Source organism: Pigmentiphaga litoralis (assembly GCF_013408655.1).
Lineage (GTDB): Bacteria > Pseudomonadota > Gammaproteobacteria > Burkholderiales > Burkholderiaceae_B > Pigmentiphaga > Pigmentiphaga litoralis_A.
The window spans coordinates 192,238-208,700 of record NZ_JACCBP010000003.1; the positions used below are offsets into that span (position 1 = coordinate 192,238).

The 16,463-nt window shown below is 63.7% G+C and carries 1 protein-coding gene (running past one end of the window); it reads left to right on the plus strand.

Annotated elements, in window-relative coordinates:
- A protein-coding gene (locus HD883_RS25400; protein WP_179590425.1) for an LEPR-XLL domain-containing protein crosses the window boundary here: on the plus strand, positions 1 to 16,463 show its 5' end (the start). Its footprint extends 41,770 nt past the window's final position; the window shows 16,463 of its 58,233 coding nt (coding positions 1-16,463); it begins with the start codon at positions 1 to 3; the stop codon falls past the right edge of the window.

The window sequence follows — 16,463 nt, forward strand, 5'->3', positions numbered from 1 at the left end:
ATGAGAGCGCAGAACAAAAAGGTTGCCAATCTGGTTCGCGACGCATGGCGTGTGGAGGCTCTCGAGCCCCGTGTGCTGCTGTCGGCGGATCCGGTGGTCGGCGCCGTTGTGCAGGCTGTCGTCGTCGACGATCGGGATCATGACCAGCAGATCCATGCTGCGTATGACTTCGATCATCCGGGCACGCCCGAACCTTTGCTGACGCGGGCCGAGGCGCACTACGCGCTGGTCGAGCAGCCAAAGCTGATGGCGCCCATTACCTTTTCGGTCGACCACAACGTCTTCGACCTGGGCGTGATCGCGCGCCAGGGCTACTTCGACAGCACGCTGACGGTGGCGGCCAATGACGAACTGAAGGGCAGCGGCACGTTGAACGTGTCCTTGCTCAACACCGGCCTGGTCAGCCCGGGGTACTCGCCCGGCGTCCAGAACGTCCAGAGCTATCTCCAGGCGTCCGGCGCGACGCTGGAAATCGAGCTGGGCGGCAAGACCGCCGGCACGGGCACCGGCCACTACGACCAGATCAACGTCACGGACACGGCCACGCTGGACGGCCTGCTGTCGGTCAAGCTGATCGACGGCTTCAAGCCGGTCGATGGCGAGGTCTTCACGTTCATGACGTTCGGCGCGATCAGCGGCAGCTTTGCCGGTGGCAGCGGACTGCTGGCCGCCGATGAAGGCCTGTACTTCGAACTGAAGCAGAGCGACAACGCGCTGCAACTGATTGCCCATCATCTGGAAGACACCACCGCGTTCATGGTGGACACCCTGGGCACTTCGCTGCCTGGCGGCCTGGACGACCGGATCGGCGAGTGGCTGAACTACGACTATTTCAAGAACAACCAGACGATCTCGTTCACCGGCGGCGTGGAGCTCGGCAACGGGCTGAGCCTGAACGGCGATTTTTCGCTGGGCTACACGGCCGACGTTGCGCTGGATCACGATGGCGTGACGGGCTTCTATGACGTCTGGCGCCTGGGCCTGATGGATGGCAACGGCTACCTCGGCCTGAACGCCAGCGACCTCAGCGCCCCGGGCTTGAAGTTCAGCGACGCCGACATCGGCGCGCTGTTCATCAGCGCCACCGACGGCAGCGACCTGGGCTGGGTGCTGGCCACCGGCCAGGCCAGCGGCTTCTCGTTGAACGGCATGCCGGGCATGACGCTCAGCGCCCAGCAGTTCACGCTGGACTTTGCCGTGGGCATGGGCCATGGCGCCAATGGCAGCACGAATGACGGCGGGCTGGACCTGTCGGCGCATCCGCTGTCCGTGACCAATTCCAGTGGCGCGACGCTGTTCACGTTTGACGATGCCGCGTCCACGACCGATCACGTCGCCCTGAGCGGCTCGGCCACCCTGGTGGTGATGGACAACATCACGATCACGGGTGACATCGGCATCTCGGCTTCGAGCACGCTGCTGTACGCCGCGGGCCAGCACGTCAGCGCCAACCTCGACGCCGGTGGCATGTCGGTCGGTATCGGCGACGGCTCCTTCGGCCTGGTGGTCGGCTCGACCGGCCTGATTACCCTGGAAGCCCAGGGCTCGGCCTATCTGACGGGTGGCGACTTTGCCAACGTGACGGCGCAATCCGCGCTGCTCAAGTTCAACCAGTCCACCACCGTGTACACGGGCACCGTGCTGGCCTTCGGCAGCTTCGACTACACGTTCGGCGACATGCCGGCGTCGTCGTCCGCCACGGTCAACATCACCGGCCTGAACGCCACCGTTGCGAACAACTTCGTGGTCAGCGGCAACTTTGCGTTCGGGCGTGACGCCACGACCGGCGCCATGGAAGTCATCGCGTCCAACGCCTATGTGGCGCTGCGCTCGGGCAGCTTCGACGTGGGCGTCAGCAACGCGTCGGTTGGCCTGGTGGTGCAGAACACCGGGATCCATGCCGGCACCCTTCTGGAAGCCAGCGGCGGCATCAACGTCAGCCTGGGCGGCCAGGTCGAACTGGCCGGCACCGTGGCCAGCGTGCGCTGGAACAGCACGGCGGACGATGCCAGCGGCCAGACCGTGGACGTGGCGGGCGCGATCCACACCTTTGGCAATGGCCTGACGGCCGGCCTGCAGGAAGTCGGCGTGACCGGCGGCCTGCTGGAAGTCGCAGGCTTCTTCAGCGCGACCGGCGACTTCGCCCTGCACAAAAGTGCGGGGTCCGTCTTTTTGGCCGACAACCTGGCCACTCCCACCGATGAATCGGCCAATGCCATTTCGGTGGACCTGCTGACCCTGGGCGCACGCAATATCGACGCCACGGCGGGCATGGCCGGCACGGCGCTCGGCCTGCAATTGACCGGTGTCGAATTCGCGCTGGCGCTCATGAGCGCGCGCAACGACGCCACCCGCAGCTGGACCAGCCTGCAAGCCAACGCCGGCACCGTCAACCTGAGCGGCGTGGACAACGTCACCGCCACCGGCACCCAGCTGGGCGTCACCATCAACCGCGCCAACAAGGCGGGTGACACGGTCGTCGACCTGGCGCGCGCGCCGGTCCAGGTGGCCACGGGCGCCTTGACGCACGTTGACCTGGACATGGCAGGCAGCGCGGGCGAACTGGTGCATGCCGAAGGCACGCTGAACCTGGACCTGTTCGGCTTCGTGCAGGCCACCGGATCGTTCGCCATCGACAAACGCACCGATACCGTGACCTTGGCCGGCAGCGCCGAGGTCGTGACGGTGGATGCGCTGACCTTCGGCGTCACCCAGGCATCGGCTTTCGCGGGCATCAACGGCGGCAAGACCGGCGCCGTCGGTGTCACGCTGACGGGCGTCGATCTGGGTCTGGCGATCCTGGCCGACCAGGCCGACGCCAGCCGCACCTGGACCAGCCTTCAAGCCAAGGCGCAAGGCGTGACCTTCGCCGGCATCACCGGCATCACCCTGGCCGCCAGCGGTCTCGATGTCGCGATCAACCAGGCCGGCAAGACCGGCGATGCGGTCGTCGACTACCTGGCGCACGGCCTGTCGATCGATACCGGCCCCGGCGCCGTCACCTTCGACATGGCCGGTTCGAAAGGCGCGCTGCTGCAAGCCAGCGGCGCCCTGGAAGTCGATGTGTTTGGCTTCTTCCATGTCGATGGCGCCTTCGCCATCCAGAAAAGTTCGCAAGTCGTCACGCTGGCCGACGCCAGCAACGTCACGGTCGACCTGCTGACCCTCGGCGCCAGCAACGTCAACGCCTTTGCCGGCATGAACGGCGGCACCACCAGCGCCGTCGGCCTGAGCCTGACCGGCGTCGAGTTCGGCCTGGCCCTGGCCAGCCAGCAGATGGCCACCGGCAGCACCACCCCGGCCCGCACCTGGACCACCCTGCAAGCCTCCGCCCAGGGCGCCACGTTTGCCGGCATCACCGACCTGACCCTGAGCGCCGGCGCGCTGAACGTCGCAATCAACCTGGCCTCCGCCGCCAACGACGACGTCATCGACTATTCGCAGGGCAAGACCGCGCTGTCGGTCGTGACCGGCACGGGCTCGACGCTGGACCTGTCGCTGGACGGCGGCAAGGGTGAACTGATCCAGGCCAGCGGCAATCTGCAGCTGGACGTGTTTGGCTTCTTCAAGGTCGATGGCGCGTTCGCCATTGAAAAGAGCAGCAAGACGGTCACGCTGTCGGACAACACGACCGTTGACGTCAACCTGCTTGCCATTGGTGCGAGCAACGTCTCGGCCTTTGCTGGTTTGAACGGCGGCACAAGCAGCGCCATGGGCCTGAACCTGACGGGTGTCGAGTTCGGTCTGGCGTTGATGAGCCAGAAGATGGCGGTAGGTTCGACGACGCCTGCGCGTACGTGGACGTCGCTGCAAGCGGCAGCGACCGGTGTGACGGCGGTGGGTTTGAGTGACCTGAGTCTGTCGGCCGATACGCTGACGGTGTCGGTGAACCAGGCGAGTGCGGCGAATGATGCCGTGGTGGATTACGCGGCGGGCAAGACGTCGCTGGCGATCGCGACCGGTCCTGCCGTGACCGACACCTTGGCGCTGTCGATGGAAGGCGTGAAGGGTGAGTTGATTCAAGCTGCAGGCAATCTGCACCTGGATGTGTTTGGATTCTTCAAGGTCGATGGCGGGTTTGCCATCGAGAAGAGCAGCAAGACGGTCACGTTGAGCGACAACACGACCGTTGACGTCAACCTGTTGACCATTGGTGCGAGCAACGTCTCCGCTTTCGCCGGCCTGAACGGTGGTACGACCAGCGCCTTGGGCGTGAACCTGACGGGTGTTGAATTCGGCTTGGCTCTGATGAGCCAGAAGATGGCCACTGGCTCGACGACGCCTGCGCGTACGTGGACCTCGCTCCAGGCGCATGCAGACAGCGCAGCGTTTATTGGTGTTGATGATCTGACGATCTCCGCCGACTCGCTGGATGTCACGATTAACCAGGCTTCGAAGTTGAACGACGCCGTTGTCGACTATTCGGTTGGCAAGACCGACCTGACTGTCACGACCGGCCCGTTGAATACCCTTGCATTGTCGATGGAAGGCAGCAAGGGCGAGTTGATTCAAGCTGCAGGCAATCTGCACCTGGATGTGTTTGGATTCTTCAAGGTCGATGGCGGTTTCGCCATCGAGAAGAGCAGCAAGACGGTCACGTTGAGCGACAACAGCTCCGTTGAAGTCAACCTGCTCACCATTGGTGCCAGCAACGTCTCCGCCTTTGCCGGACTGAACGGCGGCACCAGCGACGCAATGGGTTTGAACCTGACCGGCGTCGAATTCGGCCTGGCCCTGATGAGCCAGAAAATGGCCGTCGGCAGCACGACGCCCGCACGCACGTGGACCTCGCTGCAAGCGGCAGCGGCCGGTGTTACCGCGGTGGGCACGGGCGATCTGAACCTGTCGGCCGACACGCTGACCGTGTCGGTCAACCAGGCCGGTACCTTGAATGATGCGGTGGTGGATTACGCCGCGGGCAAGACCGAACTGGTGATCGCCACCGGTCCGGCCGTGACGGACACCCTGGCGTTGTCGATGGAAGGCAACAAGGGCGAGTTGATTCAAGCTGCAGGCAACCTGCACCTGGATGTGTTTGGTTTCTTCAAGGTCGATGGTGGATTTGCCATCGAGAAGAGCAGCAAGACGGTCACGTTGAGCGACAACAGCTCCGTTGAAGTCAACCTGCTGACCATCGGCGCGAGCAACGTCTCGGCCTTTGCGGGTCTGAACGGCGGCACCACCAGCGCCTTGGGCGTGAACCTGACTGGCGTTGAATTCGGCCTGGCTTTGATGAGCCAGAAGATGGCCACCGGCTCGACGACACCTGCTCGTACCTGGACCTCGCTGCAAGCGCATGCAGACAGCGCGGCGTTTATTGGTGTTGATGATCTGACGATCTCCGCTGATTCGCTCGACGTCACGATCAACCAGGCTTCGAAAGTCAACGACGCCGTTGTCGACTACTCGGTCGGCAAGACCACGCTGGCCATCGCAACCGGTCCGGCCCAGACCGACACCCTCGCGCTTTCGATGGAAGGCGCAAAGGGTGAGTTGATTCAAGCTGCAGGCAACCTGCACCTGGATGTATTTGGATTCTTTAAAGTCGATGGCGGGTTTGCCATCGAGAAGAGCACGAAGACTGTCGCGTTGAGCGACAACAGCTCCGTCGAAGTCAACCTGCTCACGATTGGTGCAAGCAACGTCTCGGCCTTCGCTGGTCTGAACGGCGGCACCACCAGCGCCCTGGGCGTGAACCTGACTGGCGTTGAATTCGGCCTGGCTCTGATGAGCCAAAAGATGGCCGCCGGCAGCACCACGCCTGCTCGAACCTGGACCTCGCTGCAAGCGCATGCAGACAGCGCAGCGTTTATTGGTGTTGATGATCTGACGATCTCCGCTGATTCGCTCGACGTCACGATCAACCAGGCTTCGAAGTTGAACGACGCGGTCGTTGATTATTCAGTCGGCAAGACCACGCTGGCCATCGCAACCGGTCCGGCCCAGACCGACACCCTCGCGCTTTCGATGGAAGGCGCAAAGGGTGAGTTGATTCAAGCTGCAGGCAACCTGCACCTGGATGTATTTGGATTCTTTAAAGTCGATGGCGGGTTTGCCATCGAGAAGAGCACGAAGACTGTCACTTTGAGCGATGCCAGCTCCGTTGAAGTCAACCTGCTCACCATCGGCGCCAGCAATGTCAGCGCCTTCGCCGGCCTGAACGGCGGCACTCCCAGCGCCTTGGGCGTGAACCTGACCGGCGTTGAATTTGGCCTGGCTCTGATGAGCCAGAAGATGGCCACCGGCTCGACGACACCTGCCCGCAATTGGACCTCGCTGCAAGCGCATGCAGACAGCGCAAGCTTCATCGGCGTCGATGATCTGACGATCTCCGCTGACTCGCTTGACGTCACGATCAACCAAGCCAGCAAACTGAACGACGCGGTCGTTGATTATTCAGTCGGCAAGACCACGCTGGCTATCGCAACAGGTCCGGCCCAGACCGACACCCTCGCACTGTCGATGGAAGGCGCAAAGGGCGAACTGATCCAAGCCGCAGGCAACCTGCACCTCGACGTGTTTGGTTTCTTCAAGGTCGATGGCGGCTTCGCCATCGAGAAGAGCAGCAAGACGGTCACGTTGAGCGACAACAGCTCCGTTGAAGTCAATCTGCTGACCATCGGCGCGAGCAACGTCTCGGCCTTTGCTGGCCTTAACGGCGGCACGACCAACGCTCTTGGCGTGAACCTGACCGGTGTGGAATTTGGCCTGGCTCTGATGAGCCAGAAGATGGCCACCGGCTCGACGACGCCCGCCCGCACTTGGACTTCGCTGCAAGCCCACGCAGACAGCGCAAGCTTTATCGGCGTTGATGATCTGACGATCTCCGCCGACTCGCTTGACGTCACGATCAACCAAGCCAGCAAACTGAACGACGCGGTCGTTGATTATTCAGTCGGCAAGACCACCCTGTCTATCGCAACAGGTCCGGCCCAGACCGACACCCTCGCTCTGTCGATGGACGGCGCAAAGGGTGAACTGATCCAAGCCGCAGGCAACCTGCACCTCGACGTATTTGGATTCTTCAAAGTCGATGGCGGGTTTGCCATTGAGAAGAGCAGCAAGACTGTCACGTTGAGCGACAACAGCTCCGTTGAAGTCAACCTGCTCACGATTGGTGCAAGCAATGTCTCGGCCTTTGCTGGCCTGAACGGCGGCACGACCAGCGCCTTGGGCGTGAACCTGACTGGCGTTGAATTCGGCTTGGCTCTGATGAGCCAAAAGATGGCCACTGGCAGCACGACTCCCGCCCGCACCTGGACATCACTGCAAGCCCACGCAGACAGCGCAGCGTTTATCGGCGTTGATGATCTGACGATCTCCGCTGATTCGCTCGACGTCACGATTAACCAGGCCAGCAAACTGAACGACGCTGTCGTCGACTATTCCGTCGGCAAGACCGACCTCGTCGTCACGACCGGTCCGTCCAACACCCTGGCCCTGTCCATGAACGGCGCAAAGGGCGAACTGATCCAGGCCGCCGGCAACCTGCACCTCGACGTGTTTGGTTTCTTCAAAGTCGATGGCGGTTTCGCCATCGAGAAGAGCAGCAAGACGGTCACGCTGTCGGACAGCACCACCGTCGACGTCAACCTGCTCACCATCGGCGCAAGCAACGTCTCGGCCTTTGCCGGCCTGAACGGCGGCACGACCGACGCGATCGGCCTGAACCTGACGGGCGTCGAATTCGGCCTGGCCTTGATGAGCCAGAAAATGGCCGTCGGCAGCACCACCCCCGCACGTACCTGGACCACCCTCGAAGCCTCCGCCGCGGGCGTGACGGCCGTGGGTACGGGCGACCTGAGCCTGTCGGCCGACACGCTGACCGTCTCGGTCAACCAGGCCAGCAAGCTGAATGACGCCGTGGTCGACTATGCGGCAGGCAAGACCCAACTGGTCATCGCGACCGGTCCTGCCGTTACCGATACGCTGGCGCTCAGCATCGACGGCATCAAGGGTGAATTGATCCAGGCGTCGGGCAACCTGCACCTGGACGTCTTCGGCTTCTTCAAGGTCGATGGCGGCTTCGCCATCGAGAAGAGCAGCAAGACCGTCACGCTGTCGGACAGCACCACCGTCGACGTCAACCTGCTGACCATCGGCGCGAGCAACGTCAGCGCCTTCGCCGGCCTGAACGGCGGCACCACCAGCGCCCTGGGCGTGAATCTGACCGGTGTGGAGTTCGGCCTGGCGATGATGAGCCAGAAGATGGCCACCGGCAGCACCACACCTGCCCGCACCTGGACATCACTGCAAGCCCACGCAGACAGCGCAAGCTTCATCGGCGTCGATGATCTGACAATCGCCGCCGACTCGCTCGACGTGTCGATCAACCAGGCCAGCAAACTGAACGACGCTGTCGTCGACTATTCCGTCGGCAAGACCGACCTGGTCGTCACGACCGGTCCGTCCAACACCCTGGCCCTGTCCATGAACGGCGCCAAGGGCGAACTGATCCAGGCCGCAGGCAACCTGCACCTGGACGTCTTCGGCTTCTTTAAGGTCGATGGCGGCTTCGCGATCGAGAAGAGCAGCAAGACGGTCACCCTGTCGGACAGCACCACCGTCGACGTCAACCTGCTCACCATCGGCGCGAGCAACGTCAGCGCCTTTGCCGGCCTGAACGCCGGCAAGACTGACGCCATGGGTCTGCAACTGACCGGCGTGGAATTCGGCCTGGCCATGATGAGCCAGAAGATGGCCACGGGCAGCACGACGCCCGCGCGCAGCTGGACGTCGCTGCAGGCGGCGGCAAGCAGCGTCACCGTGGTGGGCCTGGGTGAACTGGAACTGACCGCCGATACCCTGACGGTGTCGGTCAACCAGGCAAGCACGCTGAACGATGCCGTGGTCGATTATTCGGCCGGCAAGACCAACCTGGTCGTGACGACCGGAACGGCAGACACGCTGGCTATGACCCTGGACGGCGCCAAGGGCGAGATGATCCAGGCGGCCGGCCACCTGACGATGGACGTCTACGGCTTCTTCCAGGTCGACGGCAACTTCGCGATCGAAAAGAGCAGCTCGGCAGTCACGCTGGCCGACAAGACGGTTGTCGACGTCAACATGTTGACGATTGGCGCCAATGACGTGTCGGCCTTCGCCGGCCTCAATGGCGGCACGGCCGGCGCGATCGGCCTGCAACTGACCGACGTGGATTTCGGTCTGGCCCTGATGACCCAGAAGTCGGCCACCGCAACGCCCACGGGCCGCAGCTGGACCACGCTGCAGGCCACTGCAGGCGATGTGCGTTTCGTCGGCCTGGGCAGTGACCTGACCGTCAGCGCCGACACCTTGTCGGTGGTGGTGAACCAGGCAGGCAAGATTGGCGACACGGTCGTCGATTACTCGGCAGGCGCCACGTCTCTGAACGTCGTGACCGGCCCGACCTCGGAAATCGCGCTGGCCGCCAACGGCGCTAAGGGCGAACTGATCCAGGCCACCGGCAACCTGGACCTGGACGTGTATGGCTTCTTCCAGGTGGCGGGTGAATTCGCCATCGAATCCAGCACCAGGACAGTCACGCTGTCGGACAAGAGCACGGTCAACGTCGACCTGCTGACGATCGGCGCGAGCCACGTGGACGCCTTTGCCGGCCTGAACGGCGGCACCGCCAACCGCATGGGCGTGGCACTGGGCGACGTCGAATTCGGCCTGGCGCTGATGAGCGAGCAGCTTCCGCTGAACAGCCCGGCCGCCGCGCGCAACTGGACCAGCCTGCAAGCCACGGCCGGCAGCGCCGCGATCGTGGGAGCCGGTGACCTGGTCATGCGCGCGTCCGACATCTCGGTGTCGATCAACCAGACCAGCGTGCTCAATGGCGCGGTGGTCGATTACGCCGCGGGCGCGACCGACCTGGAAATCGCGACCGGCATTACCGACACCCTCCAGCTGGACATGCTGGGCACGTCGGGCAAGCAGCTGCAGGCCGCCGCCCATGTGGTGGTCGATCTGTACGGTTTTGTGAGCGTGGAAGGCGACTTCGCCATCCAGACACGCACCGCCAATGTGACCCTGGCCGATCTGGCCTCGACCCCCAACGTGAACGAGGCCGCCAACCCGGTGGCCGTGGACCTGCTGACGCTGGGCGCCAGCAACGTGCATGCCTTCGCCGGCCTGAACGGCGGCACGGCTGACGCCCTTGGCCTGGAATTGAGTGGCGCCAATTTTGCGATCGCCCTGATGACGAGCCAGGCTGACGCGACGCAGAAGTGGACGTCGGTCAAGGCCGATGCCGCGGGCGTCGAATTCGTCGGGATCAGCGCCATCACGATGGCTGCGACCGATATCGATGTCGTGATGAACCGCGCCGGCGTGGCCGGTCAGCCGGTCGTCGACTTTGCCGCTTCCAACCTCGAAGTCACCGTCGGCACGAACGGCGAAAAGGTGATCTTCGATATCGACGGCGCGCGTGGCCAGACCACCGCCGTCAAGATCGGGCGCGCGACGCTCGCCATTTCCGATTACGTATACGTCAGCGGCGGCTTCTACTTCGAACAGACCGCCAATGTCCTGGTCGATGTCGTGACCGGCCTGTCCAGCAACGACGCCTTGCTGCCGGCTTCGGTGCGCACGGGCCTGGCGCGCGTGGACGGAGTCAGCGCCGACAACAGCCGCATTGACGACCTGGCCGTCTCGGCCCTGGTGCTGAGCGCCACCGACGTGGAAATCTTTGCCGGGCTGGGCCCGTACTTTGTCGATGCCAACGGCAACGGCATCCGCGACGTGGGCGAAGTCAAGAACGCCGATGCGTTCGGTGTGCTGCTCGAAGACATCGACCTGGGTCTGGTCATGTTCGATTCGACGCTGGCCGCCGATCCGCTGTCCATCATCCCGAAATTCTTCGCCTTGCAGGTCAAGTGGGCGCACCCCGTCGACATCGACCTTGGCGGCATCTTCAAATTCGACGTCAATGGCCTGACCATCGACGTCAACCAGGGCAGCAGCTGGGGCGGCCTGGCCGCCAACGGTTCGCCCTTTGTCGACTTTGCCAGCAGCTTCGCGGGCGGCTATGCGGTTCCGACTGGCAACGGCGGCAGCATCCTGCTGGACTACGACCGCTCCAAGATCGCGGTCAGCCTGGAACATGCGCTGCTTAACGTGGGCGACTTCTTCCAGATCGAAGGCAGCTTTGCCTTCGAACGCAGCACGATGCAGGTCGATGTGGACACGGGCCTGGGCAGCACCCTGCCGCTGGGCGCCGCCGCACTGGCGACTGACCTGGCCCGCTTCAAGACGCTCGGCATCCTGAGCAACGACAACGCGCACTTCAATGACCTGAAGGTCGACACGCTCACCATCGGCGCCAGCAACGTCACGATCACGGTGGGCGATCCGTCGTCGCCGCTGTTCGCGATCCGCGATATCGACGTCGCGTTTGCCACGATGCGCGCCAGCAAGACCATCGACACCAACGGCGTCATTCCGTTGATGTACGCGATGAAGGCCTACTGGCCCGCGCCGCTGGACCTGGACTGGGGCTTCATGAAGCTCCAGGTGCAGGACCTGGAACTGCAACTGAACAAGGGCTCGCAATGGCGTGGCCTGACCGTGGCCCCGACCGTCGACTTCGTGTCGAGCTTCGGCGCCGACGGCCTGCAGGTGGCCACGGGCGGCACGCCGATTTCGCTCAACTACGAGCATTCCACGTTTGGCGTGGAAGTTGGCCGCGCGCTGATCAGCATCGGCGACTTCTTCTATGTCGAAGGCGGTTTCTCGATCGCCAAGGGCACCAGTGTCGCGGTCGACATCAAGACCGGTTTTGGCAATACGGACCTGGCTGCCGTCAGTGCACTGAGCAAGTTCAACAAACTGCCAGGCACCTACGCCACGATCAACGACTATTCGATGAGCATGATCACGCTCGGCCTGTCCGACGTGAAGCTGTTCGTGGGCGCAGGCCCGTATTTCGTTGACGCCAACAACGATGGCGTGATCGACGCCGAACGCAACCCCGACGCCGTCGGCCTGGTGGTCGAAAACCTCGACCTGGGTCTGGCGATGTTTACCGATCCGACCAACAAGATCGGCCGCATGTGGGCCCTGTCGGCCACCGCTGACCAGATCGCCTTTACCGGCCTGGACTTCCTGACGCTGGAGGCACTGGGCGCCAAGGTGCAAGCCAACCAGGGCACGGTCTGGGCCGGCACCACGGTCCGTCCGTATGTGGACTTCGTCTCCACCTTCGGCGCCGGCGGCCTGTCGGTCGCCACCGGCAATGATCCGGTCACGCTGGCGTACACCGCCAGCTACATCGGTGTGGACGTGGCTCGCGCCACGATTTCCATCGAAAAGTTTGTCCACATCCAGGGCGCCTTCAGCTTCGAGAAGGGCCGCCGCGAAAAATTCGATATCGACACCGGCCTGTCGATCGGCAACCTGGAAATGGCGCCGACGCTGGCGCAGCTGGCCGCCACGGGCAAGCTGTCGTCGGACGGCACGCGGATGGATGACGTCGAACTCGAGCTGATGACCATCGGCATGAACGATGTCGACGTGTTCGTCGGCTACGGCACGCCTGACTTCAATTCCAGCACCCCGATCCGCGACCAGGACGGCGTGTTCGGCCTGGCGATCAGCGACATCGACCTGGCCCTGGCGATCATGACGCCGACCGGCTCGCTCGCCAAGGTGCTGCCCAAGTTCATGGCCATGAAGGGATCGGCTTCCGAATTCCTGGTGGCCGGCGGCGCCGACATCTTCGAACTGTCCAGCGGCACCATCGACGTGCAGATGAACTGGAGCGCCGGCTGGAAGGGCGCGCCGACCCTGCATGCATCGGTCGACTTCGCGACCAGCATGCCGGGTGGCCTGCAGATCACCACCGGTGGCACGACCACGGCGCTCGACTTCGGTCCGGGCGCGTTCGTGCAGGCCGAAGTGCATGACGTGCTGCTGTCGGTGTCGGAGTTCGTCCACTTTTCGGGCGACTTCGCCTTCCGCATGGGCACCGAGACCAACCTGACGGTCAAGGGTCCGCTGGGCACCAGCTTTACCGGCGTGCGCGCCAACGCCATCGAGTTCGGCGCCAACAACGTGCAGGCCTTCGTGGGCATCAACGGTCCGTACCGCGAAGATACCAACGGCGACGGCGCGATCGACGCGCTCGACCCGATCAATGATGAAGCCATGGGGCTGGTGATTGACGACTTCGATCTCGGGATGACCATCCTGACGACGCAGTTCGACGCCCTCCATCCGCTGATCCCGGCCAACACCAAGTTCGTCGGCCTGAAGGGCCATGGCGAGCAGGTCGGCTTCGTGGGGTTCGGCACCGATTTCATCCAGTTCTCGCTGCAGGACGTCAACGTCGGCATCAACTCCAGCAGCCGCGCCGGCCTGATCGCCGACTTCACCAATGGCGGCACCACCGCCGGCTACACCATCGCCACGGGCGGCGACCCGATCGTTCTGGGCTTCGACAACGCGGTCATGGAAGCGTCGGTGGCCAAGGCGACCGCATCGGTGGCCGGCATCCTGTCGCTGCAGGGCGGCTTTACCTTCCAGAAACGCACGATCGACAACGTGACGTTCGAACTGCCGGGCGCGTCGATCAAGACGTCGGCCGAGGCGCTGATCGTGGCGGGCAAGGACATCTACGCCTTTGCCGGCATCAACGGCCCGTACCGCGAAGACACCAACGGCGACGGCAAGATCGATCTGAACGACACCGCCAACGATGACGCCATCGGCCTGGCGATCGACGACCTTGACTTCGCCCTGGCCATGATGGCCCCGTCGGTGGCCCCGGGCACCACCTTGCCCGGCAAATTCTTCGGCCTGACCGCCTCGGCGGCAATGGCCGGCCTGGTCGGCACCGACCCGTTCCTGACGCTCAATGCCACCGACCTGAAGTTCGACTTCAACGGCGCGATCCTCGGCAATCTGCCGATCCCGGGCGCCTATGTCGACTTCAGCAAGATGGACGGCGGCGGTCTGGACATCCCGATTGGCAGCGCGGGCGATGCCATGCGCATCGACTTCGATTCGAATTCGCTGCGTATCGGCATGGATGCGCACCTGGGCATCTTCGACCTGATCGAGATCGATGCCGCCTTCGATTTCTCGTTCGAACTGCCCGCCGTGGGCGGCCTGTTCCCGTCGATCAGCCTGTCGGGCATCGGCGACATGCTGCCGACGCTGTCCCCCGACTTCTCGTTCCTGAAGGGCGCGCTCGACTTCGTCAAGAACCTGGACCTGTCGATCGGCTTCGATCCCAACCTGGGCCTGACCCTGTTCGGATCGCTGGACCTGCCTGACCTCTCGCTCAATCTGGGCGATTTCGTGCATCTGCGCGGCGACTTCCAGCTGAACATCGGCGAAAGCTTTACCGGGTCGATGTACACCGGCCTGCCAAAAGAAATTTCGCTGCTGACGTCGCTGCTGGGCGACCAGACGTCGACCATCCTGGACATGCTGACCAAGGTCGGCGGCCTGTCGTCCGATTACTCGCATCTGAGCGGCGTCAGCTTCAAGGGCCTGAGCTTCGGCGCCAAGGATGTGTACGCCTTCGTGGGCGTGGGCACGCCCGACTACGAACCGATTACCGGCCAGCCCGGCAAACTCAATATCGTCAATGCCGACGAGCTGTTCGGCTTTGGCGTGGAAGGGGTCGATGTCGGCCTGTCGATGTTCAAGGCGCAACTGCCGGACTTCTTCAAGGCCAAGGACTTCTTCTCGTTCTACGCGCATGCCGATGCGGTCCGCACCTACGGCATGGGCGACGTGCTCAAGATCCAGGCCACCGATGTCACCATCGAGCTGAACAGCGGCGGTGAACTGTTCGGCGGCCTGATGCGGTCGACGGCCGACTTCTCGGAAAGCTTCAAGGCCGACCCGGCCACCGGCCGTCCGGCCGGCTTCGAGGTCAAGACAGGCGGGACGCCGGTCTACCTCGACATGAAAGGCACCAACCTGATGGGCGTGGATATCGGCCATGCCGAAATCCAGGTCTCGGAATTCCTGTACCTGAGCGGCTCGCTGGCCTTCCGCAAGGGCGACCGCGTCAATGTCGACGTGAACCTGGGCGGCCTGCAGACGCTGTTCGACCAGACCGCGGGCGTGGGCTCGCGCCTGAACCTTGAAGTCGAAATGCTGACGCTGGGCGGCGCGAACCTGACCGGCTTTGCCGGCGTGGGCGGCCCGTACCGCTACGGCGCCGATGCCAACGGCGACGGCCTGGGCGACCTGATCAACGAAGGCGCGATCGGCCTGGTGATCGACGACGTGGACTTCGGCATGGCGATCGCCACGCCGGGCCTGCTGGCGATCCCGCAACTGGCGTCGGTGGCGCCCAAGTTCCTGGCGGTCAAGGCCCATGTGGGCACGGCGGGCCTGGTGGGTGTGGACGAGTCCGTCATGGCGGTCGAAGCCCACAACATCGACGTCAACATCAATACCTTCTACCTGCCGTCGGGCGGCGCGCTGAATGCGGCCCTGCAGCTGTTCGGCCCGCCGTCCATCGACTGGGCAAGCAGCTTTCCGACCTCGCCGGAAGACATCAACAACAACAAGGTGCTGGATGCGGGCGAAGACCGCGACCTGAACGGCGTCCTGGCCACCAAGGGTTACGCGCTTCCGGCCGGCGGCAACAATGCCGTCATCATCGATTTCGCCGAAGAGATCGTGCAGGCCAAGGTGGGCTATGCCGAAATCAACATCGGCGGCTTCGTGCAGCTGTCCGCCTCGATGGCCTTCACCAAGAAGGGCGCCGAACAGGTCACGCTGAGCAACGGCCAGCAGACGACGGTCACCTCGCTTGCGGTCGGCATCAACGACGCCTACGGCTTCATCGGCGTGGGTGGCTACTGGCGCGATTCCAACGGCGACAACCGCATCGACGAAAAGGACACGCCTGACACCAGCGCGGTCGGCCTGGCGGTCGAGAACCTGGACCTGGGCCTGGTGCTTGCCAAGGAACTCGTCATCGGCACGACCGGCGTCGACATCGGCGTGTATGTCGCCGGCATGGCCAGCATCGACAGCATCGGCCTGGTTGGCGTCGACGGCGCTGAAGTCAATGCGCAGAATCTGAAGATCGAAATCAACACCGGTGCACGCGTCACGCTGCACGCGGGCCAGACCACGCACGACGCCGACACCGGCGCCGTCTCGATCGCCAGCGGCGTGAATGTCACGTTCGCCCTGACCACGATCGATTTCAGCCAGTCCACCCACACCAACGCCGCGGGCGCGACGGTGGGGGGCTACGCCATCGAAACCGGCAATGCCGCCGAACCCGTGGTGCTGACCTACAACGAACAATTGCTGCGCGTGTTCGGCGAAGCCCAGGTCAAGCTGTTCGGCCTGGTATCGATGACCGGCGTGCTGGACTTCCGCGTCAGCGAAAGCGAAGGCCTGACCGCCTTTGCCGACGTGACCGTCAAGATCGGCCCGGACGCATTGAACCTGAGCCGTCACGCGACCGGCCTGCTGGTCATCCGCGGCGGCGCGGATCCCGGCGT